Annotated in this window: 20 protein-coding genes; 11 read left to right on the top strand and 9 right to left on the bottom strand. The window is 63.9% G+C overall.

Annotated elements, in window-relative coordinates; all coding sequences use genetic code 11:
- Nucleotides 1–13: 13 nt before the first annotated feature.
- Both argF and B5T_RS16160 read right to left on the bottom strand, forming a co-directional pair.
- The gene (gene argF, locus B5T_RS16165) at nucleotides 14–922 is read right to left on the bottom strand and encodes an ornithine carbamoyltransferase (protein ID WP_014995599.1); all 909 of its coding nucleotides are present in this window, start codon (nucleotides 920–922) and stop codon (nucleotides 14–16) included.
- Nucleotides 919–2,100, bottom strand: coding sequence for an acetylornithine transaminase (locus B5T_RS16160; protein ID WP_014995598.1), 1,182 nt, complete (start codon nucleotides 2,098–2,100; stop codon nucleotides 919–921). Before B5T_RS16160 ends, argF begins: the two co-directional genes overlap by 4 nt.
- Before the next feature lie 153 nt (nucleotides 2,101–2,253).
- On the opposite strand from B5T_RS16160, the gene B5T_RS16155 reads away from it, so the two are divergent.
- The 4 genes from B5T_RS16155 (at nucleotide 2,254) to B5T_RS16140 (ending at nucleotide 7,242) form a co-directional block, all read left to right on the top strand.
- A complete protein-coding gene (locus tag B5T_RS16155) occupies nucleotides 2,254–3,822 on the top strand; it encodes a hydantoinase B/oxoprolinase family protein (RefSeq protein WP_041717086.1) in 1,569 nt (522 codons plus the stop codon).
- A gap of 103 nt (nucleotides 3,823–3,925) precedes the next feature.
- On the top strand, nucleotides 3,926–6,106 hold the full coding sequence (locus tag B5T_RS16150) for a TonB-dependent receptor family protein (protein ID WP_014995596.1): 2,181 nt from the start codon (nucleotides 3,926–3,928) through the stop codon (nucleotides 6,104–6,106).
- Between the two features lie 117 nt (nucleotides 6,107–6,223).
- On the top strand, nucleotides 6,224–6,556 hold the full coding sequence (gene grxD, locus B5T_RS16145; RefSeq protein WP_014995595.1) for a Grx4 family monothiol glutaredoxin: 333 nt from the start codon (nucleotides 6,224–6,226) through the stop codon (nucleotides 6,554–6,556).
- A gap of 83 nt (nucleotides 6,557–6,639) precedes the next feature.
- A complete protein-coding gene (locus tag B5T_RS16140) occupies nucleotides 6,640–7,242 on the top strand; it encodes a peroxiredoxin (protein ID WP_014995594.1) in 603 nt (200 codons plus the stop codon).
- Between the two features lie 130 nt (nucleotides 7,243–7,372).
- Here the strand turns inward: B5T_RS16140 and rnt are convergent, their stop codons facing one another.
- Nucleotides 7,373–8,041 carry a ribonuclease T gene (gene rnt / locus B5T_RS16135; RefSeq protein WP_014995593.1) on the bottom strand — a complete coding sequence of 223 codons (669 nt, stop codon included), beginning with the start codon at nucleotides 8,039–8,041 and terminating at the stop codon, nucleotides 7,373–7,375.
- Nucleotides 8,042–8,263: 222 nt separating this feature from the next.
- Between rnt and B5T_RS16130 the strand changes: the two genes are divergently transcribed.
- The 7 genes from B5T_RS16130 to B5T_RS16100 all read left to right on the top strand — a co-directional run bounded on the left by B5T_RS16130 (nucleotide 8,264) and on the right by B5T_RS16100 (nucleotide 16,335).
- Nucleotides 8,264–9,487, top strand: a complete 1,224-nt coding sequence (locus tag B5T_RS16130; RefSeq protein WP_014995592.1) for an argininosuccinate synthase — start codon at nucleotides 8,264–8,266, stop codon at nucleotides 9,485–9,487.
- A 165-nt stretch (nucleotides 9,488–9,652) separates the two neighbouring features.
- The gene (locus tag B5T_RS16125; protein WP_014995591.1) at nucleotides 9,653–10,087 is read left to right on the top strand and encodes an ATP-dependent zinc protease family protein; all 435 of its coding nucleotides are present in this window, start codon (nucleotides 9,653–9,655) and stop codon (nucleotides 10,085–10,087) included.
- Nucleotides 10,084–10,992, top strand: coding sequence for a 30S ribosomal protein S6--L-glutamate ligase (gene rimK, locus B5T_RS16120; RefSeq protein ID WP_014995590.1), 909 nt, complete (start codon nucleotides 10,084–10,086; stop codon nucleotides 10,990–10,992). Before B5T_RS16125 ends, rimK begins: the two co-directional genes overlap by 4 nt.
- A 125-nt stretch (nucleotides 10,993–11,117) precedes the next feature.
- Nucleotides 11,118–12,191: a succinylglutamate desuccinylase/aspartoacylase family protein gene (locus B5T_RS16115; RefSeq protein ID WP_014995589.1), complete on the top strand. Its 1,074-nt coding sequence runs from the start codon at nucleotides 11,118–11,120 to the stop codon at nucleotides 12,189–12,191.
- 51 nt (nucleotides 12,192–12,242) lie between these two features.
- The gene (locus B5T_RS16110) at nucleotides 12,243–13,364 is read left to right on the top strand and encodes an App1 family protein (protein WP_014995588.1); all 1,122 of its coding nucleotides are present in this window, start codon (nucleotides 12,243–12,245) and stop codon (nucleotides 13,362–13,364) included.
- 290 nt (nucleotides 13,365–13,654) lie between these two features.
- Entirely contained in the window at nucleotides 13,655–15,562 is a 1,908-nt protein-coding gene (locus B5T_RS16105; RefSeq protein ID WP_041717085.1) for an extracellular catalytic domain type 1 short-chain-length polyhydroxyalkanoate depolymerase, read from the top strand.
- A gap of 116 nt (nucleotides 15,563–15,678) precedes the next feature.
- A complete protein-coding gene (locus B5T_RS16100; protein WP_014995586.1) occupies nucleotides 15,679–16,335 on the top strand; it encodes a TetR/AcrR family transcriptional regulator in 657 nt (218 codons plus the stop codon).
- Between the two features lie 9 nt (nucleotides 16,336–16,344).
- Here B5T_RS16100 and B5T_RS16095 read toward each other — a convergent pair whose 3' ends face one another.
- The 6 genes from B5T_RS16095 to recQ form a co-directional block, all read right to left on the bottom strand.
- Nucleotides 16,345–16,740: a rhodanese-like domain-containing protein gene (locus B5T_RS16095; RefSeq protein WP_202803013.1), complete on the bottom strand. Its 396-nt coding sequence runs from the start codon at nucleotides 16,738–16,740 to the stop codon at nucleotides 16,345–16,347.
- 13 nt (nucleotides 16,741–16,753) lie between these two features.
- Entirely contained in the window at nucleotides 16,754–18,661 is a 1,908-nt protein-coding gene (locus B5T_RS16090; RefSeq protein WP_014995584.1) for an AMP-binding protein, read from the bottom strand.
- Between the two features lie 476 nt (nucleotides 18,662–19,137).
- The gene (locus B5T_RS16085) at nucleotides 19,138–19,878 is read right to left on the bottom strand and encodes an SDR family oxidoreductase (RefSeq protein WP_014995582.1); all 741 of its coding nucleotides are present in this window, start codon (nucleotides 19,876–19,878) and stop codon (nucleotides 19,138–19,140) included.
- Nucleotides 19,879–20,064: 186 nt separating this feature from the next.
- On the bottom strand, nucleotides 20,065–21,429 hold the full coding sequence (locus B5T_RS16080; protein WP_014995581.1) for a DEAD/DEAH box helicase: 1,365 nt from the start codon (nucleotides 21,427–21,429) through the stop codon (nucleotides 20,065–20,067).
- Nucleotides 21,430–21,720: 291 nt separating this feature from the next.
- Entirely contained in the window at nucleotides 21,721–23,688 is a 1,968-nt protein-coding gene (locus tag B5T_RS16075) for a metallophosphoesterase family protein (RefSeq protein WP_014995580.1), read from the bottom strand.
- Nucleotides 23,689–23,910: 222 nt separating this feature from the next.
- Nucleotides 23,911–25,710 carry a DNA helicase RecQ gene (gene recQ, locus B5T_RS16070; RefSeq protein WP_014995579.1) on the bottom strand — a complete coding sequence of 600 codons (1,800 nt, stop codon included), beginning with the start codon at nucleotides 25,708–25,710 and terminating at the stop codon, nucleotides 23,911–23,913.
- Nucleotides 25,711–25,764 lie beyond the last annotated feature (54 nt).

Here is a 25,764-nt window from a genome sequence, read left to right as displayed (position 1 = left end):
GGCCGCGGTGTTGTCAGTGCTGGCCGTGGAGCAGGAATTCCAACAGCGCCTTCTGCGCGTGCAAGCGGTTTTCCGCTTCGTCCCAGACCACGGAGCGCGGGTCGTCGAGCATGTCGTGGCTGATTTCCTCGCCACGGTGGGCGGGCAGGCAGTGCATGAAGAGCGCCTGCTCGTCGGCCAGGTCCATCAGCGCCGGGGTTACCTGATAAGGGGCGAAATGCCGGGCCCGTTCCTGCTGCTCCTGCTCCTGGCCCATGGAGGCCCACACGTCGGTGGTGACCAGATGGGCACCGGCCACCGCCTCGCGCGGGTCGCGCACCACCGACACCCGCCCGGCGTTGTCCGCCATCAGGGCGGCGTCGGGTTCAAAGCCTTCCGGGCAGGCCACCACCAGTTGGAAATCGAACTGGCGGGCGGCATTGATGTAGCTGTTACACATGTTGTTGCCGTCGCCGACCCAGACCACCTTGCGGCCCTTGATCTCGCCCCGATGCTCCACGTAGGTCTGCATGTCGGCCAGCAACTGGCAGGGGTGGAAATCGTCGGTGAGGGCATTGATCACCGGTACCCGGGAATGTTGCGCGAAGGTTTCCACGGTACCGTGATCAAAAGTACGGATCATCACCGCGTCCACCATGCGCGAGAGCACCCGGGCGGAATCCTCCACCGGTTCGCCACGGCCCAACTGGGTGTCGCGGGAAGACAGGAAAATACTGGCGCCGCCGAACTGGGTCATGGCCACTTCGAAGGACACCCGGGTACGGGTGGAGGACTTTTCAAAGATCATGCCCAGGGTTTTGCCGCGCATCGGCTCATGGAACTGGCCGGTGCGCTGCATGGTTTTCAGCTCCACCGCCCGTTGGAGCAGGTAGCCCAGTTCTTCCGGGGTCAGGTCCAGCAAAGTCAGAAAGTGGCGGGTCATGAGGCCTCCTGCTCATCGGCATGGCGGTGGATCACGGTGCTCAGGGTGTGGACCAGTTGATCGCGCTCCGCGTCGCTGATAATCAACGGCGGCAGCAGCCGGATCACCGAGCCGGCGGTGACATTGATCAACAGCCCGGCTTCGCGGGCCCGGTCCACCAGCTCGCCGCAGGGACGATCCAGTTGAATGCCCACCATCATGCCCCGGCCGCGGACCTCCTGGACCAGGGACAGATCGGACAGCGCCTCGCGCAGTTGCGTGCGCAATGCTTCACCCTTGTCGGCGACCTGTTCCAGTACGCCGTCCTGCAGCGTATCAATCACCGCCAGCGCCACCGCGCAGCCCAGTGGGTTGCCGCCGAAGGTGCTGCCGTGATTGCCGGGCCCGAACAGATCGCTGGCCGCGCCGCTGACCAGGCAGGCGCCGATCGGGAAGCCGTTGCCCAGCCCCTTGGCGGTGGTCAGCACGTCGGGACGGACCTGTTCCGCCTGGCAGGCGAAATAGGTGCCGGTGCGGCCGTTGCCGGTCTGGATCTCGTCCAGCATCAACAGCCAGCCGCGCTGATCGCAGAGTTCGCGCAGCTTTTGCAGATAGCCGGGGCTGGCCGCGTTGACGCCGCCTTCGCCCTGGACCGGTTCCACCAGCACCGCCACGACATTGTCATCGGCGGCTTGGTGAACCGCATCGAGGTCGTCGTAGGGCAAACGGCGGAAACCTTCCAGCAGCGGTCCAAAGCCTTCCTGGACTTTCTGGTTGGCGGTGGCGGACAGTGTTGCCATGGTGCGGCCGTGGAAGCTGCCTTCCATTACCAGCACCACCGGCTTTTCCACGCCGCGGCGGCGGCCATGCAGCCGCGCCAGCTTGATCGCGGCCTCGTTGGCCTCGGCGCCGGAATTGCCGAAGAACACCTTGTCCATGCCGGACAGCTGGCACAGTCGCTCGGCCAGTCGTTCCTGAACGGGAATACGATACAGGTTGGAGGTGTGCATCAGGCGTTCGCTCTGTTCGCGAAGCGCCTGGACCACCGCCGGATGGCAGTGACCGAGATTACACACGGCGACACCGGACACCGCGTCCAGATACGCCTTGCCTTGTTCATCGTACAACCATACCCCCTGGCCGCGAACGAAAGCGATGGGCTGCCGCGCGTAGGTGGGGATCAGGAACTGCTCGCTCATGATATTAGGGTCCGTGAAAATAAAAACGGCAGCCGAGGCTGCCAGTGGACCAACGATAATACTCACGCTTGAAGGGCGGCGCAACGCGCGGGCCCTGGGGCGTCCGGCCTGTGGCATACTGCCTGTCCACTCTCCGCCGACCCGATAATGTCCATGAACCCGGTACAATTGAGTATCTTCGCCAACCGCCTGGCCGGCATCTGTGACGAGATGGGGGCGCTGCTGCGGGCCAGCGCGCTGTCACCGAACATCAAGGATCGCCTGGATCTGTCCTGCGCGCTGTTCGACGCCGCCGGCCAGCTTTGCGCCCAGGCCGCCCACATACCGGTGCATCTGGGTTCCATGGCCTACGCCATGGCCGATCTGGTGGGGCAGCGGGACTGGGCCGCCGGCGACCTGCTGGTGGTCAACGACCCTTACCTGGGCGGCACCCATCTGCCGGACGTCACCGTGGTGGCGCCGGTACTGGTGGCCGATGAACTCATCGGTTTCGCCGTTACCCGTGCTCATCACGCCAACATTGGCGCCCATTCGCCGGGATCCATGCCGGTGTCCCGGACGCTGGAAGAAGAAGGCCTGGTGATCGCGCCGCAGTGGCTGAAACGGCGCGGTGAATGGCAGGTGCCGCTATGCCGGCGACTGGCCGGGCTGGACGGTCCCGGTCCGCTGCCGGTGGATGTGCCCCGGTTCGCCGATTTCGCCGCCCAGGCCAGCAGTTGCCTGGCCGGTGCCCGCCGTCTGGCGGAACTGGCCGGGGAGCGGGGCACGGCGTGGGTGGTGGCGGCGATGGGCGCTCTGAACCGCTATGGCGAGCGGCGTATGCGTCAGCGCCTGGCGGCGCTGCGTGACGGCGTTTATCGCTTCCGTGACTGGATGGACGACGATGGCCAGGGCCACCGCGACATCGCCATTGCCGTGACGTTGACGGTGGACGGCGAACGGGCCCATCTGGATTTCAGTGACAGCGCCGGCCAGGTCGAGGGCAACATCAATTGCCCGCTGTCGGTGGCGGCGGCCGCGGCTTATTACTGCTTCCGCTGCCTGCTGCCGGACGATGCGCCGTCCTGCGCCGGGCTGTTCCGGCCGATCACCCTGGAAGCGCCCGAGGGCAGTCTGGTCAACGCCCGCCGCCCTGGCGCGGTGGCCGCCGGCAATGTGGAAACCAGTTCACGTATCGTTGACGTGGTGCTGGGGGCGCTGGCCCAGGCGGAGCCTGAAGCAATCCCCGCCGCCAGCCAGGGCACCATGAACAACCTGGCCATGGGCGAAGGCGGCGAGCGGCCCTGGGATTATTACGAGACCATGGCCGGCGGCACTGGCGGCCATGCCCTGGGACCGGGGCTGTCGGCGGTGCACAGTCACATGACCAATACCCTGAATACCCCCATCGAAAGCCTGGAAGAACACTATCCGCTGCGCGTCTGGCGGTACCGGCTGCGGCGCGGCAGCGGTGGCGAAGGCCATCACCGTGGCGGCGACGGCATCGAGCGGGAACTGGAGTTCCTGGCGCCAGCCCGCTTTACCCTGCTCACCGAACGCCGCTACCACCCGCCCTGGGGGCTGACCGGTGGCGGCGCCGGGGCGATGGGGGAGAACCGGCTCAACGGTGAGCTGCTGCCGGCCAAGGTGAGTGCCCGCGCCAAACCCGGAGACCGGCTGTTGCTGGCCTCTCCCGGCGGCGGCGGCTACGGCCCGGAGGATGACCACCAGGGACGGCGGTAACAAGAGAGTCACAAAAGGTAAAGTGACTTCGCTGTAAACGCGAATTGTTTTCATTATTCTTCCTGCTTCTTTACAAAACTGACAAAGTTGCGGGAACGATAATATGCAAATTCGTACTCTTTTCTGGGGCGCGGCGCTAACGCCAGCCCTGGTGCTTGCCGAAACCGAGTCCCACCGGCTGCCGGCGGTGGACATCATCGGCTCCTCCGCCGACGCTTTCAGTCTGTCGGGCTCCGCCTACGTGTTGAGCAATGAGGATCTGGAAAAGAAAGAGTACACGGACGTACATCGCATGCTGCAGGGCGCTCCCGGCGTTTACCTGCAAGAGGAAGACGGCTACGGACTGCGCCCGAATATCGGCATTCGCGGTGCCGCCAGCGGCCGTTCCGAACGGGTGTCGCTGATGGAGGACGGTGTGCTGATGGCGCCGGCGCCCTACGCGGCCCCGGCGGCGTATTATTTTCCCAGTGCCGGCCGCTTTCACGGCATCGAGGTGCTGAAAGGGCCGGGCACCTTGCGTTACGGTCCCTTTACCGTGGGCGGGGCGATCAACTTCCTGTCCACGCCGATTCCCGACTCCCCGGCCGGCATGGTGCAACTGGAAACCGGTGAAAACGGCCACCAGCGTGGCCATGCCTGGTATGGCGCCACGCATGGACAATGGGGCTTCCTGCTGGAAACCCATCAGCAAAGCAGCGACGGATTCAAGGACGTGGACCGCTCCGACCGCGATACCGGTTTCGACAAGCGCGATTATATCGCCAAGCTGCGCTGGACCAGCCCGGCGGAGGCGTCGCTGCGGCAGGCGCTGGAACTGAAGCTGTCCCATTCCAGTGAAGTCTCCAACGAAACCTACCTGGGCCTCAGCGATGGCGATTTTCACGCTGATCCCAACCGGCGCTATGGACTCAGTGCCCTGGATCAGATGGACAACGATCACGATGGTATCGCCCTGCGCCATCTTCTGGTGCTCGGCGACCGCACCCAACTGACGTCGGTGATTTACCGCAATGAGTTTCAGCGTGACTGGTTCAAGGTCAGCGGTGCCGGTGGCCGCGGCCTGGGCGGCCTGATCGATGACGCCAACGGCGGCGACGCCGCTGCCCGGGCCATCCTGGACGGCAGCCAGGACGTGTCCGACGTGACGGTGAAACACAATAACCGGGAATACACCGCCAAGGGGGTCCAGAGCGAGCTGGCCCACGCCTTCACCACCGCCGCTCTGGAGCATGAGATGGTGGTGGGGGCGCGTTTCCATCAGGACGAGGTGGATCGCTATCAGCCGGTGGAGGTGTTCTCGCAGACCAACGGCGTGCTGGTGCCCAGCGGCTACGTGGCGCCCACCGGCGGTGATAACCGGGTGGAAGAGGCCGACGCCTGGTCGGCCTGGCTGGTGGACAAGGTTTATATCGGCAAGTTGATTCTGACCGGCTCGCTGCGTTATGAGGATATCCAGTCCAAAGCCCGCCGCTACGGTGATCCGGGGCGCGATACCGTGAGCCGGCGCGACAGCAATGACGTCAGCGAGGTGCTGGCCGGATTGGGCGCCACCTATTTGCTGAGCGATCAATGGTCCTTGCTGGCCGGCGTGCATCAGGGGTTCGCCCCGGCGGGCGCTTCCGCCACCGATGGCACCGACCCGGAAAAAAGCGTGAATTACGAGGCCGGCGCCCGCTACTGGGGCGAGCGTGTGAACGTGGACGCCATCGGTTTCTACAGTGATTACGAGAACACATTGCAGAATTGCTCGCTGGCCTATCCTTGCGATCTGGCCGGCGGCGGCAGCCAGGACTCCGGCTCGGTGAGCTTCGGTGAATCGCGCGTATACGGGATGGAGCTGGCGGTCGGCAGCACACTCTGGCGGGCGGCCAATGGCCTGACCGTGCCGCTGCGGTTGGCTTACACCTACACCCGCGGCAAGATCACCCAATCCTCGGAGTCCAGTGATGCCGCGGTGGAAAGCGGAGACCGCCTGCCTTACCTGCCGGAGCACCAGGCCAGTGTGACCGTGGGGCTGGAGCAGCCGGCCCAGTGGGGCGGTTATCTGACCACCCGGTACGTGGAGGGGATGTGCGTCACCGGCGGCTGCGACAACGGGCTGGAGCGTACCGATGATCTGTTGGTGGTGGACCTGACGGCGTCCTACTATCTGACCAGCGCGGTGGAGGTCTACGGCAAGGTGGACAACCTGTTCGATGAGCAGAAAATCGTCGCCCGCAGCCCGGACGGCGCCCGCCCGAACCTGCCGCGTACCGCCGCGCTCGGCATTCGCGCCCATTTCTGAGCGACCTCCGGCGCCGGGCTTGAAAGGGCCCGGTGCCGTCCCCACCCTCTGCCCACGGCGCCGGAAGTGCTACACTGACCGGTAACTTCAATCAGCCACCCAGCCAGGTAGTCTTTTATGGACGACGTGCTTCAGGTCATCAAAGACCAGATAGCCCAAAACCCGGTGCTGCTCTACATGAAAGGCACCCCGCAATTTCCTCAGTGCGGTTTCTCCGCCCAAGTGGTGGAAGCGATGACCAAGGTGAACAAGCCGTTCGCCTACGTGAACATCCTGGAAGCCCCGGAAATCCGTGAGTCGCTCAAGGAGTACGCCAACTGGCCGACCTATCCGCAATTGTGGGTCAATGGCGAGTTGGTCGGCGGCTGCGACATCATCATGGACATGTTCCGCTCCGGGCAGCTGCAAACGCTGGTCGAGAGCGCCGCGGCGGAAAGCGACGCCGAATAAACGTCGGATGCGACGAGAACGCACCGGCACACCCGCCGTTCACGGCGGGTTTTCCCTTGTGATTTAACTGGAGAGAAAACGAGATGGGCGTATTGGTAGGTAAACCCGCACCCGACTTCACCGTTCCCGCGGTATTGGGCGATGGCAGCATCGTCGACGAGTTCACCCTGTCCGAGGCGATCAAGGGCAAATATGGTCTGGTGTTCTTTTACCCGCTGGACTTCACCTTCGTCTGCCCGTCCGAGCTGATCGCTCTGGATCACCGCATGGATGCGTTCAAGGAGCGCGGCGTGGAAGTGATCGGTGTCTCCATCGACAGCCATTTCACCCACAACGCCTGGCGTAACACCCCGGTGAACGACGGCGGTATTGGCGCGGTGCAATACACCCTGGCCGCCGACATGAATCACCAGATCGCCCAGGCCTACGATGTCGAATCCGAAGGCGGCATGGCGTTCCGTGGTGCCTTCCTGATCGACAACAACGGCGTGGTGCGCAGCCAGATCGTCAACGATCTGCCGCTGGGCCGTAATATCGACGAGCTGGTGCGTCTGGTGGACGCCATCCAGTTCCACGAAGAGCACGGCGAAGTGTGTCCGGCCGGTTGGCAGAAAGGGGACTCGGGCATGAAGGACAGCCCGGAAGGCGTGGCGTCCTATTTGTCCCAGAACGCCGACAAGCTGTAAAAGCGTAGCGCGCCGGACGTTTGGCGCGGGAAGCTGAAACCAGCGCGGCCCGTGGGCCGCTCCTACAATCCGTGGGAGTGGCCCACGGGCCGCGATGGTTTCCGGATGCCGGTACCCTGCCCGGTGTCCCTCAGTCCAGTTCCCGCACCAGGGTCGGCGGCATCTTGGCGGGCGGCGGCGGCGGCCAGCCGCCCAGATCGCGGAAGCGATTGACCATGGAGCAGAACAGCTCGGCGGTGCGGGTGGCGTCGTACAGGGCCGAATGCGCCTCGCGCTGGCTGAAGCGGATGCCAGCCGCCTCGCAGGCTTTGGCCAGCACCGTCTGACCGTAGACCAGACCGGCCAGGGCGGCGGTATCGAAGCTGGAAAACGGGTGGAACGGGTTGCGTTTGACGTCGTTGCGCTCGGAAGCGGCGTTAAGGAACCCCTGGTCGAAGAAGCTGTTGTGTCCCACCAGCACCGCCCGGTTACAGCCGTTCTGCTTCACCGCCTTGCGTACCGGATCGAAGATTCCGCTGAGCGCGATGTCCTCGGCCACCGCGCCGCGCAACGGGTTACTCGGGTCGATGCCGGTGAAATCCAGGGCCGCCTGCTCGATGTTGGCACCGGGGAACGGGTCCACGTGGAAGTGGATGCGGGTGGCTGGACGCAGGTAGCCCCCGGAGTCCATTTCCAGCAAAACCGCCGCGATTTCCAGCAGGGCGTCGTGGCGCGCGTCAAAGCCGCCGGTCTCCACGTCCACCACGACGGGCAAAAAGCCCCGGAAGCGCAAGGCAAGGGAAGGGTGTTTCTCGCTCATGGGGTCTCCGTACAAAGCGTGCCCATGCTACGGGGCCAGATATCCCCGCACAAGGCCGCCGGCCCCGGGCTGAGGCGCCATTCTACACAAAACCGGGCGGCAGGACGTTGCTCTCGGGGACAGGTGACGGCGACGGACGGTGGCGGGTACAATACGCGGTCTTTCGTTCACTGCCATCGTCCGGCCAGGCCGGCGGTGCGCGTCCATCGTGTGGAGCTTTGCATGTCCGGCATCAATAAAGTGGTATTGGCCTATTCCGGTGGCCTGGATACTTCGGTGATCGTCAAATGGTTGCAGGAAACCTACCAGTGTGAGGTGGTGACCTTTACCGCCGATATCGGCCAGGGTGAGGAAGTGGAGCCGGCCCGCGCCAAGGCCCAGGCCATGGGCGTGAAGGAGATCTACATCGAGGATCTGCGCGAGGAGTTCGTGCGTGACTACGTGTTCCCGATGTTCCGCGCCAACACCATCTATGAGGGCGAGTACCTGCTGGGCACCTCCATCGCGCGCCCGCTGATCGCCAAGCGTCTGGTGGAAATCGCCGAGGAAACCGGCGCTGACGCCATCTCTCACGGCGCTACCGGCAAGGGTAACGACCAGGTGCGCTTCGAACTGGGCGCCTACGCGCTCAAGCCCGGCATCCAGGTAATCGCGCCGTGGCGGGAGTGGGAACTGAATTCCCGCGAGAAGTTGATGGCCTTCTGCGAGGACCACGAGATTCCGGTGGATTTCACCAGCAAGAAGAAGAAATCCCCGTACTCCATGGACGCCAACCTGCTGCACATCTCCTATGAAGGCGGCAATCTGGAAGATCCGTGGTGGGAAGCCGAAGAAGACATGTGGCGCTGGAGCGTGAGCCCGGAAAACGCCCCGGATCAGCCCACCTACATCACCCTGACCTACGAGAAGGGTGATATCGTCGCCATCGACGGCGAGCGTCTGAGCCCCGCCGAGGTGCTCACCAAACTGAACAAACTGGGCGGTGACAACGGCATTGGCCGTCTCGACATCGTCGAAAACCGCTATGTCGGCATGAAGTCCCGGGGTTGCTACGAAACCCCCGGCGGCACCATCATGCTGCCGGCCCACCGCGCCATCGAATCCCTGACCCTGGACCGTGAGTCCGCGCATCTGAAGGATTCGGTGATGCCCAAGTACGCCGAACTGCTCTATAACGGCTACTGGTGGAGCCCGGAACGTCTGGCACTGCAGAAGCTGATCGACGCCACCCAGGAACACGTCAATGGGGAAGTGCGGGTCAAACTGTATAAGGGCCATGTGGCCGTGGTCGGCCGCCGCTCCGACAACGACAGCCTGTTTGACGCCTCCATCGCCACCTTCGAGGACGACGCCGGCGCCTACAATCAGAAGGACGCCGAGGGCTTCATCAAGCTCAACGCCTTGCGTTTGCGCATCGCCGCCAAGAACGGTCGCAAGTTGTCGTAACCGGGCCGTCATCAACGGCCTGTAAAAAGCAGATCGCGGCCCGTGGGCCGCTCCTACAGTTGGTGGTCGATGCCAGTGTAGGAGCGGCCCACGGGCCGCGATCGTTTGAGAAGACGTCGCGCGCGCTTCTGTGTAGTCTGCGCAGAGAAGTGGTGAGGGTTCAGGATGAAGAAATCCGTCGTTGGCTGGCGGGAGTGGGCCAGCCTGCCGCAGCTGGGTATTCAGGCGATCAAGGTCAAGGTGGACACCGGGGCGCGCACTTCGGCGTTGCACGCCTTCAGTGTCGAGCACTTTCAGCGTGATGGCGGTGATTGGGTACGTTTTCTCATTCATCCATTCCAGCATTCCGACGATGTTCGTGAGTGCGAAGCGCCGGTGCTGGAGTACAGGGTGGTGTCGGATTCCGGTGGTCACCGTGAACGGCGCCCGGTGATCGTCACCGAAGTGGTGATGGGCGGGCAACGGTGGCCGATCGAGGTGACCCTCACGGATCGTGACACGATGAAATTTCGCATGTTGCTGGGACGCACCGCCATGGGACGCGTCATGGTGGATCCCCGGTCTTCTTTCTTACTCGGTGGTAATGAGCGTCAGCCATGAAAATCGCCATTCTTTCCCGTAACAAGCAGTTGTATTCCACGCACCGTCTGTTGGAGGCGGGCAGGGAAGCCGGCCATGAGATGCACGTCATCGATACGCTGCGCTGCTATATGAGCATGGTCTCGCACAAGCCGGAGATTCATTTCAAAGGTGAAGTGCTGGAAGGCTTTGACGCCGTCGTCCCGCGGATCGGGGCGTCCATCACCCAGTACGGTACCGCGGTGCTGCGTCAGTTCGAGATGATGGGTGTGTTCCCGGTGAACGAATCGGTGGCCATTTCCCGCTCCCGGGACAAGCTGCGTTCCCTGCAGTTGTTATCCCGCAAGGGCGTGGGGTTGCCGGTGACCGGGTTTGCCCACTCCCCGGATGACATTCCCGATCTGATCAGCATGGTCGGCGGCGCGCCGCTGGTGATCAAAATGCTGGAAGGCACCCAGGGCATCGGCGTGGTGTTGGCGGAGACGGTGAAGGCGGCGGAATCGGTGATCGAGGCCTTCATGGGGCTGAACGTTTCGGTGATGGTGCAGGAGTACATCAAGGAAGCCGGCGGTGCCGATATTCGTTGTTTCGTGGTGGGCGGCAAGGTGATCGCGGCGATGAAGCGGCAGGCGAAGGCCGGAGAGTTCCGTTCCAATCTCCATCGTGGCGGCACCGCCAGTCTGATCCGCATTACCCCGGAAGAACGTGCCACCGCGGTCCGTGCCGCCCGCATCATGGGGTTGAACGTGGCCGGCGTGGATATCCTGCGTTCCAATCATGGTCCGCTGGTGATGGAAGTGAACTCCTCGCCGGGCCTGGAAGGTATTGAATCGGCCACCGGCAAGGACGTGGCCGGCATGCTGATTCGTTTCATTGAAAAGGACGCGAGGCCTTTCCGCACCCAGACCAAGGGGGCGAAAGGGTGAAAAGCAGTTGACAGTGGATAGTTGACAGTTGACAGCGAAAGGCAAAATCAAAGGAATTTGTAGGAGCCTGCCTGCAGGCGAACGCCGCTGGCCTCGTCGGTGGTACGATCAGACGCGGGTAATTGATGAAAAACAGTAATACCAAGAACCCTAAAGAACAAAAAGCGGCGCCGTTTCAGTTGAACGGTATCACCGTGGCGCCGGGTACCCGCGCCAAGGTGGAGTTGCCGTTGGCGCAGCTTTATACACAGACGCCGTTGAACGTGCCGATTCATGTCATTCATGGCCGCCATCCCGGGCCGGTGCTGATGGTCAGCGCGGCCATTCACGGTGATGAACTCAACGGCGTGGAAATCATCCGCCGCCTGCTGCGCCATTCCTCCTTGCGCCGGCTTAATGGCACCTTGCTGGCGGTGCCGGTGGTCAATGTGTTTGGCTTCATTCACAAGACCCGTTATTTGCCGGACCGCCGGGATCTCAACCGCTGTTTCCCCGGCTCGGAGACGGGCAGCCTGGGCGCCCGCATGGCCTGGCAGTTCAAGACCCAGGTGCTGGATCGCGCCACCCACGCGGTGGATCTGCACACCGGCGCCATCCATCGTGCCAATTTGCCGCAGATCCGCGCCGACCTGTCCAACCAGGCCACCGCCGAGATGGCCAGCGCGTTCGGTGTGCCGGTGGTGATCAATTCGGTGCTGGGCGAGGGCACTCTGCGGGAAGTGGCGGAGGCCCAGGGTATCCCGGTGGTCACCTACGAAGCCGGCGAGGCGCTGCGCTTCGAGGAAGGCTGTATCCGCGCGGGGGTGCGGGGCGTGCTCAATGTCATGCACCATCTGGGCATGACCGGTTCGCGCAAGACCCGGGCGCCGCTTGAGCCCCATATCGCTCGCTCTTCCAGTTGGGTCCGCGCGGACCGGGACGGCGTGTTCCTGCCGTTGGTGGCGCTCGGCGCCTGGCTGAGGAAAGGCCAACTGATCGGCCGTATCTCCAGCCCGTTCGGTGGCGACGATGTATCGATCCATTCCCCCTGCGCCGGCATTCTGGTGGGCCGCAACAATCTGCCATTGGTGAACGAGGGCGAGGCGCTTTATCACATCGCCCGCTTCGATGAGGTGCAGGAAGTGGCGCAGAATCTGGAGGTGTTTACCTCCGACATCGAACACGGCCCCACCCTGGCGGGGGAGCCGCCCATCGTTTAGCGTTGCCGCTTTCGCTATTCTTTGTCCCACTGATCGTGATGGGGAGACACCATGCCTGTGCCTTCACCCCGGGCCCTGTACCGGGGGCTGCGGAACCTGCTGCGTTTTCTTGCTCGCCCGGTGCGCCGCGCCGAGGGGCGGGGAGCGCGGGTGATTCAATGCTATCGGGGCTATGGCTCGCGCCAGGAGCTGTTTCTCATCGGTCGCGTGTTTCGCCAGCCGGGCCTGGGGTTGGACCTGGCGGAGGGGCCGCTCAACGATCTGGTCAACGTGGGGCGGCGCACGGTGCGTTGGGGCATTGGCGGAGCCCGGGTGCGGGTACGCGCTCTGGGCTCCCGGGACGAAGTGAAAACCGACGGTGACGGCTACTTTACCGTGCGCCTGCCGATTCAGGATACGTTGCCCGCCGAATCGTCCTGGCAGACCGTGCGACTGACGCTGTTGCCGGAGCGGGACAGTGACGAGCCGGCCAACGCGGACGCCAAAGTGTATATCCCGCCCGTGGATGTGGACCTGGCGGTGGTCAGCGATATCGACGATACCGTGATGTTCACCGGCGTCGCCAACAAGCTGTGGATGCTGTACCGGTTGTTCGTGGAAAAAGCCCGTCATCGCACCGCCTTTCCCGGCGTCTCCGCGTTGTACCGCGCCTTGTTTCAAGGCCTCGATGGTGAACGGCGCCGGCCCATGCTGTATGTGTCCCGGGCGCCCTGGACCCTCTATGAAATGCTGTCGGAATTCTTTCACCTCAACCGCATTCCCCATGGCCCGATTCTGTTCCTGCGTGAATGGGGGCTGACGCTGCAACGGCCCTGGCCGCGCCGCGCCAAGGATCACAAGGCGCTGCTGATCCGGCGCATGATGGCGTTGTATCCGCAATTGCCGTTCGTGCTGATTGGCGACAGCGGCCAGCGCGATCCGGAAGTGTATGCTCAGATCGTCGCCGAGCACCCGGGGCGGGTGAAGGCGATCTACATTCGCCATGTCCATCAGAGTCCGTCCCGGGACTGTGAGATTCACCAGCTGGCGCGGCAGGTATCGGCCCAGGGCTGCGAAATGATCCTGGCTCGCGACAGTCTGGAGATGGCCAGCCACGCCCATCGTCTGGGGCTGATCAGCGACGCCGGCCTGCAAGAAGTCCGTGCCGACAGCCAGCGCCGGCAACAGGACTAGGCCGACCAGCCAGCCGGCACGGTGACTCTCCCTCCGTTTGCTACAAGCTCCCACGGATCATGCTACGAAGCCGCTGTGGGAAGCGGCCTTGGCCGCGAATGCCCCCGGGCCGTTGGCCATTCGCTTGCAAGCAAGCTTCCCACAGCAGTCTTGACTCCTTCGCGCAAATATTCAACGCTTGATGAGTTTTTATTCATCGGGTGATGAATAAGGCGGCCGGCCGGGCATCGTGTTGCGCGCCGGTCCGGAAACACCATCGAAAAACAACAACGACAATCAGGAGAACAACAATGACCAGAAGACCAATGCGGTCCCTGATGATCGCGTTCCTGACCCTGACGGCCGCCGCCATCCCGGCGCTGGCCAGCGCCGGTGCCTGGCAGAACAACCTGTCCCTGGGCGGCTTCAACAAGGTTCATCTCTATACCCCGGACGGCGACTCGCCGGTGGGCAACGGCAAGGCGCTGCTGATCGTGCTGCACGGTTGTACCCAATCCATCGACGCCTACAAAACCGCCAATCTGGAAGTGGCCGCGGAAGAGTACGGCATGGTGGTGGCGGTGCCGGATGCCATGAACAAGGCCGGGTTCAGCTGCTGGTCCTACTGGCAGGGTAGCAAGTCCCGTTCCGCTGGCGACTACAAGAACCTGATCAACCTGGCCAATACCCTGTCCAGCGACGCCGCTCGCGGCATTGATCCGAACCAGGTTTATATTGCCGGTTTGTCTTCCGGCGCCAGCTTCGCCAATACCACCGCCTGTCTGGCGCCGGATGTGTTCGCCGGGGTCGGGGTCAGCGCCGGCCCCAGTGTCGGCACCAGCTCCGGCGGTGCTATCGGGACCTGTGAGCAGGCGGACGTGGAAAGCCGCTGCCGCAACCTCGGCGGCAGTTATCAAGGCGCCTTCGACACCCAGATCGCTTCGATCGCCCATGGTGATGCCGATACCACCGTGGACACCTGCTATAACCGGCAAAACGCGGAAGGCATGGCGGCGCTGTACGGTGTCAGCGAGATCCCTGGCAGCACCGTGATCAGCGCCGACGGCGGTAGCGCCGAGGAATTCCTGTGGCAGGATGGCCGCGTCTCCATGCTCTGGTTTCACGGCCTGGATCACTCCTGGTCCGGCGGTCAGGGCGCCTCCGGCAGCTATGTCAGCGGCGCCAGCATCAATTACGCCGGTTATCTCGGTGGCTTCTTCGCCGAACACAATGCGCGGATCGATCGTAACCGGGTGCCGGTATTGGTCCAGGTGGACGTTACCGCCAGCGCGGACCGGATCCAGGTCAGCGGCCAGGCCAGTGACGAGGACGGTGTGGTCAGTGGTGTATCCATCGTCATCGAGGGGGTGAGCGGAGGCGGCACGACCCTGTCCGCCGCCACCGACAATGACGGTTACTTCCAGGCCACCAGCGATCCGCTGGCGGACGGCCTGTACTCCGTGGCGGTGACCGCCGCCGATGACGACGGCGGTGAAAGCGAACCGGCTATCCGTACCGTGCGGGTGGGGCCGGAACCGCCTGCCAGTGCTCCGGTACTCAGTGACATCGCGGTGAGCGTGGATGGGCAGTGCGCGACGATCAGTGGCCAGGTGGTGGACGACAATCAGGATCTGGCCGGGGTGACGGTGACCTTCGCCAGCGGAGCGCAGGCGGCGGAGATCGACGGTATGCGCTATAGCGCCCGGACCTGCGATTTGCCGGGCGGTCCCCAGAACGCCACGGTAACCGCCGAGGACGAAGGCGGGCTGAGCAGCAGCGATCAGATCGACTTCGTTATCGACGCCGGCCAGGTGGCGACCCTGGATCAGCACATCAGCGCCGGACGGCTGGACTACACCAATTACGCCGATTGCTATCTGGAATACGGTGCGCAGGCGTTCAAGCTGACCGAAGCGCCGGTCAGTGGCCAGTGCCAATGGCGGGACGACGACGCCAGCTGTGAGGGACCGGTACAGGCCTGTTCCGGATCCGGCGGTGGCGGCGACCCGCAGCCGCAGCCGGGCGACGAGTGCCAGGCTCAGTCCACTTACAACTACTACCACAAGGTGGCGGGGCGGGCTTACAGCACCGGCAATTACTATGCGCCGGACTACTTCGCCCAGGGCAGTGATGAACCGATGGCCGGCTCCACCTGGGGGGTGAGCGCGTTGTACAGCGAGGATGGCGGTAACGTCTGGCGGCTGGGGGACTGTCCCTGAAGTGAGACTGACGCCGGGAAAAACCGGCGGTTGTTGAAGCCGGGGGGCTTGCGTACTATCCGTCCATGACGACCAAGCCCCCCAAGTCCGCGAAATCCCCGGCCAGGAAGAAAGCCGTGGGCCGGCCGCGTTCCCGCGATGGCGGGGGCAACCGCGACACGCTGATTCTGGACGCCGCCGAGCGTCTGTTCGCCTACCACGGTTATGACGCCGTCACGTTACGGGCGGTGGCCGGCGAAGCCGATGTCGATCTGGCCCTGATCGGCTATTACTTCGGCGCCAAGCAGAAGCTGTTCGATACCGTATTTCAGCGCCGCGCGCGCATTCTCAACGAAGACCGCCTGGCGGCACTGGCTTCGGCCCGTGCCGAATGCGATCCGATACCGCTGGAAAAAATCATCGAGGCGTATCTGCGGCCACTGGAAATGGCCCAGGAAAGCGAGGATCAGGGGTGGCGTAACTATTGCGCGCTGCTGGCCTACGTGAACACCTCGCCGGTGTGGGGACCGGTACTGATGAGCCGCCATTTCGATGGCCCCATGGAAGCGTTCGTGGAGGCGTTGGCGGCGGCCCTGCCACGGGCGGAGCGCGCCGATCTGTATTGGTGCTACCACTTCATGTCCGGTGCCATGTCACTGACGTTCGCCAACACCGGCCGTATCAACGTCATGTCCGGCGGCCTGTGCCGCTCCGACGACTTTCAGACCGCCTACGACCGCATGATCCCGTTCGTGGTGGCGGGATTCGAACGGGTGTGCGGTCCGCTCAAGTGAGCGCCGGATTCAGTCTTTCTTGTCCACCGCGCCGCCGGCTTCGCGCCAGGCCTTGAAGCCGCCTTCGATGTCACACACCGGGCCAAAGCCCATCTCCACCAACTGCTGGGTGGCCAGGGCGGAACGATGGCCCAGGGCGCAAAACAGGACGAAACGCTGGCCGGTATCGAAAGCCTCCTTGTGATAGGGGGAATCCGGGTCGACCCAGAACTCCAGCATGCCGCGCGGGCAGTGCAGGGCGCCGGGCACGGTGCCTTCGCGCTGCAGCTCGCGCACGTCGCGCAGATCAACGAAGCGGGTGCCGGGGTCATCAAGCAGCGCCACCGCGTCCTCCGCCGTCAGGGATTCGATGCGGGCCTTGGCCCGCCGTACCAGTTCGTCACTGCTCAGGGTCAGTGTTGTCATCATTCTCTCCTGATCATAGAACCTGCCCGGGTCGCGCGACTTCGCCCTCACGGATCAGCACATCACTGATCTCGTTGAGAATGGCCGGGTCGTCGATGGTGGGCGGCAGGGGGAAATCCTTACCGTTGACCATCTTACGCAAAGCGGCGCGCAAGGTCTTGCCGGAGCGGGTTTTCGGCAGCCGTGGCACGATCAGCGCACGGCGGAAGCAGGCCACGGCGCCCACCTGGTGGCGGATCAGGGCGATCAGTTCCTGTTCCACCTGTTGCGACGATTGCGCCACGCCGTCCTTGAGTACCACCAGACCCAGCGGCACTTCCCCCCGCAGTTCATCGTGGCGGCCCACCACCGCCGATTCCGCCACCGCCGAATGGGTGGCGATGTGCTCCTCCATGATCCCGGTGGAAAGCCGGTGACCGGCCACGTTGATGACGTCATCGGTGCGGCCCATGATGTGCACGAAACCGTCTTCGTCCAGGTAACCGCCATCGCCGGTGTGGTAATAGCCGGGATAGGTGCGCAAATAGCTTTCCAGATAGCGCGGATGATCGTTCCAAAGCGTTTGCGCGCAGCCCGGCGGCAACGGCAGGCGCAGCACGATATCGCCTTCCTGGTTGGGCGGCAGCGGCTGGCCGTCCTCGCCGAGCACTTCCACCAGATAGCCGGGTACCGCCCGGTTGGTGGAGCCGTTGCGCACTTCCCGTTCGCCCAGGCCGGCGCAGGGGGCGGTCACCGGCCAGCCGGTCTCGGTCTGCCACCAGTGGTCGTACACCGGCCGCCCGGTGAGATCGCTGAGCCATTGGTAAGTGGGGGTATCCAGCTTCTCGCCGGCGACGAACAGGTGCTTGAGCGTGTCGATCCGGTAGCGCTGGAACAACCGGCCTTCGGGATCTTCCTTGCGCATGGCGCGGAACGCGGTGGGCGCGGCGAACAGACCGTTGATGCCGTACTCTTCCACCAGACGCCAGTAGGCGCCGGCGTCCGGCGTCTTCACCGGCTTGCCTTCGAACATCACCGTGGTGCAGCCGCCCAGCAGCGGCGCGTAGACGATGAACGAGTGGCCCACCACCCAGCCCACGTCGGAGCAGCCCCACCAGATTTCCCCGGCTTCCATGCCATAGACATTGCGCAGTGCGTAGAGCAGCGCGACGGCATGGCCGCCGTGGTCGCGGACGATGCCCTTGGGCTTACCGGTGGTACCGGAGGTGTACATGATATAGAGCGGATCGGTGGCGTTGAGCGCCACTGGCGGTGCCGGTTCGCTGCCGGTGACGGTCTCCTCCCAATCCAGAAATCCGAAGCGGGCCAGGTCCGCCGGCGCGTTTTCCCGCTGCAGCACCAGTACCTGATCCACCGGGTGTCGGCACTGTTGCAGCGCGCCGTGAACCAGCGGCGGATATTCGATCACGCGATCGATCTCGATGCCGCAGGAGGCGGTCAGGATCACCTTGGGTTGGGCGTCGTCGATGCGCACCGCCAGTTCGTTGGCGGCGAAACCGCCGAATACCACCGAATGCACCGCGCCAATGCGGGCGCAGGCGAGCATGGCCATGGCCGCTTCCGGCACCATCGGCATATAGATCACCACACCATCGCCGGCGCCGACACCAAGACGGGTGAGCGCACCGGCCAGCTCCGCCACCCGCGCCAACAGCTGATTGTAGGTGAAACGTTGGCGGATGCCGGTGACCGGGGAATCGAAGATCAGCGCATCCTGCTCACCCCGGCCCTGCTCCACCTGATGGTCCAGAGCCAGATGGCAGGTGTTCAGGCGGCCATCGCCGAACCAGCGGTGAGTACCGTCGTCCAGGGTTTCAAGGATGCGCGTGGGCGGCTGGTACCAGGCCACGTTGCGGGCCTGTTCGGCCCAGAAGACTTCCGGTTGTTGGCGGGCCTGCTGAAAGGCATTCCGATAGCTCATTTCCGATTCCTTGCCGTTTGTTGTTTTGTGGCGCGCGGAGGCGACGTCGGCACGCCGTGCTGTTATCCAAGCACCGGAGCTGTCGGGATGCCAGTAGACGATGGTCGGCTTTTTGGGCGGGCTGGACGTGAAAGCATCGCTGGCACGCAACACGCCGGCACGCTAACACGCTCCATTCGCGGCCCAGGCCGCTCCCACAGCGACCCTGTAGCCCTCTTGTGGGAAGCGTGTATACACACGCGAATTGAGCCCGGCGCCCAATCCGCCAAAATGGATCGGGCAGCAGTGCCCACGAACCGCGCATCCGACCGGAATTCATGTCTCGAAAACCGGCTGGCATGCCGGGCGGTTAGCGTGCCAGCGTGTTGCGTGTAAGCGTGTCAGCGAATTATGGGACGAGGGTATAGAGACCTTCCGGTAACCCCGGATTGGTCGTGGGAGCGGCTCACGAGCCGCGGTTGCCCGCCGTGTTGGATCTAGATCACGCCACCATTGGCGCGCAGGACCTGGCCGTTGACCCAGCCGCCATCGGCGCCGACCAGGAACGCCACGGTGCCGGCGATATCCCTTGGCGTGCCGAGCCGTTCCATGGGGCTGAGTTTCGCCAGCCGTTCCACCAGCTCCTCCGATTTGCCATCCAGGAACAGATCGGTGGCGGTGGGGCCCGGGGCCACCGCATTGACGGTGATGTCACGACCGCGCAGTTCCTTGGCGAGAATGCCGGTCAGCGTTTCCACCGCCGCTTTGGTGGCGGCGTAAACGCCGTAGTTTTCCAGCTTCAGGCCCACCACGCTGGTGGAGAAATTGACGATGCGACCACCCTCGCGCAGGCGCCGCGATGCCTGGCGCAACGTATTCAGTGTGCCCTTGAGATTGATGGCGATCTGGCTGTCCACCAGCTCGTCGTCGCCGTCGGCCAGTGACGCCAGCTTGAGAATACCGGCGTTGTTGATCAGCACGTCGACGCCACCGAACGCCGTTTCGGTGGCATCAAACAGGCGCGCCACCGCCTCCGGGTCACTGACATCGGCCTTGACCGGCAGGGCGGTGCCGCCGGCCTGCTCGATTTTCGCCGCCAGGGCTTCCGCCGCCGGGGCGCTGGCGGCGTAGTTGATCACCACGGCATGGCCATCGGCGGCCAGACGTTCGGCAATGGCGGCACCGATACCGCGGGAGGCGCCGGTGACGATGGCAACGTTGTGATGGGGAGCGGACATGCAGGTTCTCCTTGATCGGTTTATGCGGGAAACCGGGACACCATACGCCTGTGTGCAGAGCGAATAATCAGGAGAAATTCGATATCACTGTTCATGATTTTTGAACAGTAGAGGAACAATTAGACCGGATAGTGGATGGTGAGGAGTCGCTCGCGGCGGGGCAAGGCGCCGCGAGCGTGGGTTCGATCAGCCGCGGCTGGCGCGATTGCCGCCGTTGCCGCTGCGTTGGCCACCACCACCGCCACTGCGGCGGCGCCGGCGTGGCGCCGGTTTGCCGTCGGCGCCGCGGGGCGCGGAGCGACGCTGGCCGCCCTTGTTGGGAGAGGCACTGTCGGAACGGGGGCCAGAGCGAGAGCCGGAGCGGGAACCATTGGGACGGGAACGCGGCTCCCTCTCATCAGGGATATCGGCCACCGCCGGCGGCTCGAAGTTGTCCACCTGGCGGCGTTCGATGGGCTGCTTGATCAGCCGCTCGATGCCCTTGAGCAGTTTCTGGTCCTCGCCGCTGACCAGGGACACCGCTTCGCCGTCGGCGCCGGCGCGGCCGGTACGGCCGATCCGGTGCACGTAGTCCTCGGCCACGTTGGGCAGGTCGAAGTTCACCACCTGCGGCAACTGGTCGATATCCAGACCACGGGCGGCGATGTCGGTGGCCACCAGGGCGCGCACGTCACCGCTTTTGAATCCGGCCAGGGCGCGGGTACGGGCGTTCTGGCTCTTGTTGCCATGGATCGCGACGGCCTCGATGCCGGCACTTTCCAACTGTTTGGCCAGGCGGTTGGCGCCGTGTTTGGTACGGGTGAACACCAGCACCTGGAACCATTGCTGCTCGCCGATCAGATGGGTGAGCAGTGCCGCCTTGTGCCGTTTGTCCACGGTCACCACCCATTGACGCACCCGCTCGGCGGTGCTGTTGCGCGGGCTGATGTCGATTTCCTTGGGGCTGCGCACCAGGGTTTTCGCCAGCGTCCGGATCTCATTGGAAAAGGTGGCGGAGAACATCAGCGTCTGCCGCTGCTTCGGCAGCAGCCGCAGCACCTTGCGGATGTCGTGGATGAAGCCCATGTCGAGCATCCGGTCCGCTTCATCCAGTACCAGGATTTCCAGTTGATCGAAGGACATCGCCTTTTGCTGATACAGGTCCAGCAACCGTCCGGGGGTGGCCACCAGCACATCCACACCGCCGCGCAGACGGTTGATCTGCGGGTTGATGTTGACGCCGCCGAACACCACGGCGGAGCGCAGCGCTGGCAAATATTTGCCGTACTCGGCCACGCTTTCGCCGACCTGGGCGGCCAGCTCACGGGTGGGCGTCAGCACCAGCGCGCGCACCTGGCGGCTGGCTGCCGGCTTGCCTGGCTCCAGCCGTTGCAGCAGCGGCAGGGTGAAGCCGGCGGTCTTGCCGGTGCCGGTCTGGGCGGCGGCCATCACATCACTGCCACCCAGAACCGCGGGAATGGCCTGGGCCTGAATCGGCGAGGGACGGTCGTAACCCTGTTCGGCCACGGCACGCAAAAGGGGATCGATCAATCCGAGGGAAGCGAAATCCATAGAGGGAGTCTTTAGAGGTTCAGGAGGGTGAGAGGCGGGGAAGGGTACCTGATTGGCGGGGGGTGTACGAGGGTTTTGTTGGGTTTATCGCGGATAGGGGGAAGTTTTTCCTTTCCAGCAGGGGATGTCTTTCTAGGGAGGAGTGTTGCCGGTCAGGGTGCTCCGGAGGTGGGTCTTGCGTGTTCCCCCGGGGGAACACGCAAGACCCTCGGTCACAGCCAACCGAAAGGTTCAACGCCCTGACCGGCAACGCTCCCCCTCTGCAAAGACGAACCGGCCGATATAGCCAGTTCAGCGTTGAAGCAAAGCCAACTCGGCGTCCTGCTGCAGTACCGCCCACCAGCGCCGGCCGTGATCCGCGTCGAAGCCCACCAGGGGGGCGTCGGCGCAGGCCTCGGGGCGGGTTGGCGGGGTATTCACGAAGGCGCCGTCGAACGGTTGTTGCACCACGCAATCGCTGCTGGCGATGGGTTGCCAGCCGTCGGCGGTGCGCCAGCCCAGGATATGGCTGGTGGCGTCCAGGCCCTCGGCGGTGTCGAAGGTGATGGCGTAGGTGTCGGACACGGCGGTGGCCAGATCCCAATCCTTGCTGGCGGTGGCCGGCAGGGTGTGGGGCTGCTTGGCGGTGCCGTCGGGCTGGCTGCCGGGCAGGCCGACCATGCTTTCGATGTCCTTCACCGCACCGTAGGCGCTGGAGTAGGTGCCGGTCTGGTTCTGGGTGCCGCTGACGATCAGGATGTCCGAGGCGGTTTCCCCGTTGCCCTGCTGCCAGCTCATGGTCACCAGCTCTTTCAGATCAATGGTGGTTTCGGGAATCTCCACTTCGGATTCGTTGAGCGGCACCAGACGGTTGTTACCATTGAGATTGGGAGTCCAGTTCTGGTGATACTGGAACAGGAACTGGTAGCCCAGGCGCATCAGGTCGGTGACGGTTTCGGCACGACTGAAGCCAGGGGTCACGCCCATGTCGCGGGTACGGCTTTCGACCCGGTTAAAGGTGTTGTTGGTGCCGGCCACCATGCGCGCCACGCTGCCGTCGTCGCCGGTGCAGTCGTTGCTGATGTAGCTGGCGTCCAGGTACATCACCGGGCGGGTGCCCTCGGGGATGGAGTTGGGGTAGACCAGCCGCTCGCAGCGGTTCTTGGTGCGTGAGAAGCGGTCCATCAGTTTCCATTGCGGGTCGGCCAGTTCTTTGACGCCGTCTTCGTTGCTGCCGATGGTGTGTTCGACGTACCAGGACTCATAGTCGACCCGGTCGCCCTGGAAGGTGAGCACCGAGGCGTTGGCGTCATAGGCCGGGGAGCCGTTGCTGCGAGTGTTCATCTTCTGCTGCACGATGCGCTGCACCAGCTCGCGCTCGCCGTAGCGGAATTCATAGCCTTTATAGGAGGCGTTGCCGGACATGATCTGGGTGTACTGCGGCAGGCGGTAATTGCCGTCGGCGGTGGTCCAGGATGACGGGTCGACCCAGATCGGCGCGGTGACCACGGAGCGCTGATACATGTGTTCGTGGCCCTGTACCCAGAGCACGTCATAGCGGGCGAAGAAGGCACGGATGTCGTCCCACATGTCCATCAGGGCATTATCGCCTTTGGTGCCCTCGACGATCATCTCGCGGGTTTCGCCGTATTTGGCACCGATCAGGCCGTCGTGGCTGGCGATCACCAGATGGTCGAATTTGCCTTCGTTGGCGGCCACTTCCTGCTTGATCCATTCAAAGGCGATCGGCAGGTTGTAGTACTTGAGCAGGATGATCATCACGTTGTCGCGGATCACGTAGTAGTTCAGGTACTGGGCGCCGGCCATGTGCACCGCATCCTCGGGGATGTAGTGCTTCATGTTCTCGATCCATTCCACCGAGTAGGCGTAGCTGTCTTCGTGGTTGCCCATCAGTGGCAGGAACTCAATGCCGGCGTCGCGGTAGCTTTCCGCCACCGAGGTCCATTGCTCGAACTCGCGGGTGGTGCCGTGGTCGGTGAGGTCGCCCACCGGGATCACGATGTCCACGCCCAGTTCCTGCTCTTTGTCGAGCACCGCTTTCATCGGATGCATGGAAACGTTATCGCCACCGCCCTGGGTATCGGGTAACAAGCCAATGCGCAGGGTGGAAACCGGTGTGGGCGTGGGTGTGGGTGTTTCGCCGCCGTCGCCGGGATCGGTGGGTGGCGTGCCGGAATCGGACGAGGACGAAGAACCGCCGCAGGCGGACAACAGGCCGCCGAGCAGCACCGCGTACAGCGGTAGTGCCGTGAATCGCATGATGTGAACCCCCAGATAGGTATTGGTATGCCCGGGTGCACCCCATCACGCGCCTTGCTTCGCGCTTCTCCGTGGAGACGGAGGCTGGGTGTGGAACCCGGGTCGGGAGCGGACTCCCGAAGCGCTGCCTATGCTGGATAAAGGATGTGATGATTTGGCGTCATTGAAATGACGGTTTGATGATCGCCCGTGCTTAACCGGATAGTCCGTTAAGGCGGACCGTCACGAGGCGTAGCGGTGGAACACTTCCAGGAAAGCGTCGCCGTAGGCTTCCAGCTTGCGGTCGCCGACCCCGCTGACACTGGCTATGTCGCGCAGAGAGGTCGGGTGAATCGCCATCATGTCGAGCAGGGTGGCGTCGTGGAAGATCACATAGGGCGGCACGCCGGCTTCTTCGGCCAGTTGCTTGCGGCAGGCGCGCAGGGCTTCCCAAAGCGGGCGCTCGGCGTCCGTCACCGGAACCCGCTCGGCACGGCGGGAGCGGGTCTGGGCACGGGCCACGTCCTTGCGCAGTTGCAGCGATCGTTCACCGCGTAAATACGGACGGCAGGTCTCGGTGAGTTGCAGCGCGCCATAGCCGGCGGCATCCACGGCGAGCAGGCCCAGTGCCACCAGTTGCCGGTAAATGGCCCGCCACTGATTGGCGGAAAGCTCGCCGCCGATGTTCCAGGTGGAGACATGGTCGTGGCCGGCGGAGGCCACCTTGTCGCTGCGATTGCCGGTGAGCACATCGACCAGATGGTTGACGCCGAAGCGCTGGCCGGTGCGGTAAACGCAGCTGAGCGCCTTGCGCGCCACCTCGGTGGCGTCGAATGTCTGCGGCGGATTCAGGCAGGTATCGCAGTTGCCGCAGGGTTGCTCCAGGGTTTCGCCAAAATAATTCAGCAGCGCCTGGCGCCGGCACTGGGTCACTTCACAGAGACCGAGCATGGCCTCCAGCCGCTGATGCTCGTGACGCTTGAACTGTTCGTTGCCTTCCGATTGCGCCAGCATCTGCTTGTGACGGATGGCGTCTTCCAGGCCATAGGCCATCCAGGCGGTGGCGGGGGCGCCATCACGGCCGGCGCGGCCGGTTTCCTGGTAATAGGCCTCAATGCTTTTGGGCAGATCCAGGTGGGCGACGAAACGCACGTCCGGTTTGTCGATGCCCATGCCGAACGCCACCGTGGCCACCATCACCAGGCCATCCTCGCGCAGGAAACGCTGCTGGTGGCGAGCGCGCATCTCGCCGCCGAGACCGGCGTGGTAGGGCAGGGCGGCAATGCCCTGCTGGTTGAGCCAGTCGGCGGTCTGGTCCACTTTATTGCGGGACAGGCAATAAACGATGCCGGCGTCGCCGGCGTGTTCGTTGCGGATCAGCCTTAGCAACTGCTGGCGGGCGCTGTCCTTGCGTTCGATCCGGTACTGGATATTGGGCCGGTCGAAGCTGGAAACGAAGTGGCGGGCACCACCGAGATCGAGCCGCTCGGCGATTTCCTGGCGAGTGCGCGGATCGGCGGTGGCGGTGAGCGCGATGCGTGGCACCTGGGGGAACTCCCGGTGCAGCAGGGACAGTTGCAGATAGTCGCTGCGGAAATCATGGCCCCACTGCGACACGCAATGCGCCTCGTCGATGGCGAACAACGCCAGCGGCGACTGGTGCAGCAGTTCCAGAGTGCGTGCCTGGGTCAGCCGTTCCGGCGCCACGTAGAGCAGGTCGAGAGTGCCGTCGCGGACCTGTTGTTCCAGTTCCCGGGCGCGGCCGGCGTCCAGAGTGGAATTGAGGAAACCGGCGCTGACCCCGAGAGCATTGAGCGCGTCCACTTGATCCTGCATCAGCGCGATCAATGGGCTGACCACCACGCCGACGCCTTCCCGCGCCAGGGCGGGGATCTGGTAACACAGGGATTTGCCGCCGCCGGTGGGCATCAATACCAGGGCATCGCCACCGCTGACCAGGGTGTCGATAATGGCGGCCTGCTGGTTACGGAACTCGTGGTAGCCGAATACGTGCTGGAGAATCGAAAGGGGATCGCGTTGCATGGCGGCAGTATACCTGTCCGTGGACGCGGTGACATCCGCGTGACATGTGCGCCG

The organism is Alloalcanivorax dieselolei B5 (assembly GCF_000300005.1).
Classification (GTDB): domain Bacteria; phylum Pseudomonadota; class Gammaproteobacteria; order Pseudomonadales; family Alcanivoracaceae; genus Alloalcanivorax; species Alloalcanivorax dieselolei.
Note: the sequence above shows the minus strand (reverse complement) of the source record. Positions and strands in the feature narration are given on the sequence as shown.

What these genes read in the sequence shown, in the direction of transcription:
- B5T_RS16160 (WP_014995598.1), bottom strand. Translation starts at nt 2,100, where the DNA reads ATGAGCGAGCAGTTCCTGATCCCCACCTACGCGCGGCAGCCCATCGCT.
- B5T_RS16090 (WP_014995584.1), bottom strand. Translation starts at nt 18,661, where the DNA reads ATGAGCTATCGGAATGCCTTTCAGCAGGCCCGCCAACAACCGGAAGTC.
- B5T_RS16105 (WP_041717085.1), top strand. Translation starts at nt 13,655, where the DNA reads ATGACCAGAAGACCAATGCGGTCCCTGATGATCGCGTTCCTGACCCTG.
- B5T_RS16085 (WP_014995582.1), bottom strand. Translation starts at nt 19,878, where the DNA reads ATGTCCGCTCCCCATCACAACGTTGCCATCGTCACCGGCGCCTCCCGC.
- B5T_RS16080 (WP_014995581.1), bottom strand. Translation starts at nt 21,429, where the DNA reads ATGGATTTCGCTTCCCTCGGATTGATCGATCCCCTTTTGCGTGCCGTG.
- B5T_RS16125 (WP_014995591.1), top strand. Translation starts at nt 9,653, where the DNA reads ATGAAGAAATCCGTCGTTGGCTGGCGGGAGTGGGCCAGCCTGCCGCAG.
- B5T_RS16140 (WP_014995594.1), top strand. Translation starts at nt 6,640, where the DNA reads ATGGGCGTATTGGTAGGTAAACCCGCACCCGACTTCACCGTTCCCGCG.
- B5T_RS16110 (WP_014995588.1), top strand. Translation starts at nt 12,243, where the DNA reads ATGCCTGTGCCTTCACCCCGGGCCCTGTACCGGGGGCTGCGGAACCTG.
- grxD (WP_014995595.1), top strand. Translation starts at nt 6,224, where the DNA reads ATGGACGACGTGCTTCAGGTCATCAAAGACCAGATAGCCCAAAACCCG.
- B5T_RS16115 (WP_014995589.1), top strand. Translation starts at nt 11,118, where the DNA reads ATGAAAAACAGTAATACCAAGAACCCTAAAGAACAAAAAGCGGCGCCG.
- B5T_RS16130 (WP_014995592.1), top strand. Translation starts at nt 8,264, where the DNA reads ATGTCCGGCATCAATAAAGTGGTATTGGCCTATTCCGGTGGCCTGGAT.
- rimK (WP_014995590.1), top strand. Translation starts at nt 10,084, where the DNA reads ATGAAAATCGCCATTCTTTCCCGTAACAAGCAGTTGTATTCCACGCAC.
- B5T_RS16155 (WP_041717086.1), top strand. Translation starts at nt 2,254, where the DNA reads ATGAACCCGGTACAATTGAGTATCTTCGCCAACCGCCTGGCCGGCATC.
- recQ (WP_014995579.1), bottom strand. Translation starts at nt 25,710, where the DNA reads ATGCAACGCGATCCCCTTTCGATTCTCCAGCACGTATTCGGCTACCAC.
- B5T_RS16150 (WP_014995596.1), top strand. Translation starts at nt 3,926, where the DNA reads ATGCAAATTCGTACTCTTTTCTGGGGCGCGGCGCTAACGCCAGCCCTG.
- B5T_RS16075 (WP_014995580.1), bottom strand. Translation starts at nt 23,688, where the DNA reads ATGCGATTCACGGCACTACCGCTGTACGCGGTGCTGCTCGGCGGCCTG.
- argF (WP_014995599.1), bottom strand. Translation starts at nt 922, where the DNA reads ATGACCCGCCACTTTCTGACTTTGCTGGACCTGACCCCGGAAGAACTG.
- rnt (WP_014995593.1), bottom strand. Translation starts at nt 8,041, where the DNA reads ATGAGCGAGAAACACCCTTCCCTTGCCTTGCGCTTCCGGGGCTTTTTG.
- B5T_RS16095 (WP_202803013.1), bottom strand. Translation starts at nt 16,740, where the DNA reads ATGACAACACTGACCCTGAGCAGTGACGAACTGGTACGGCGGGCCAAG.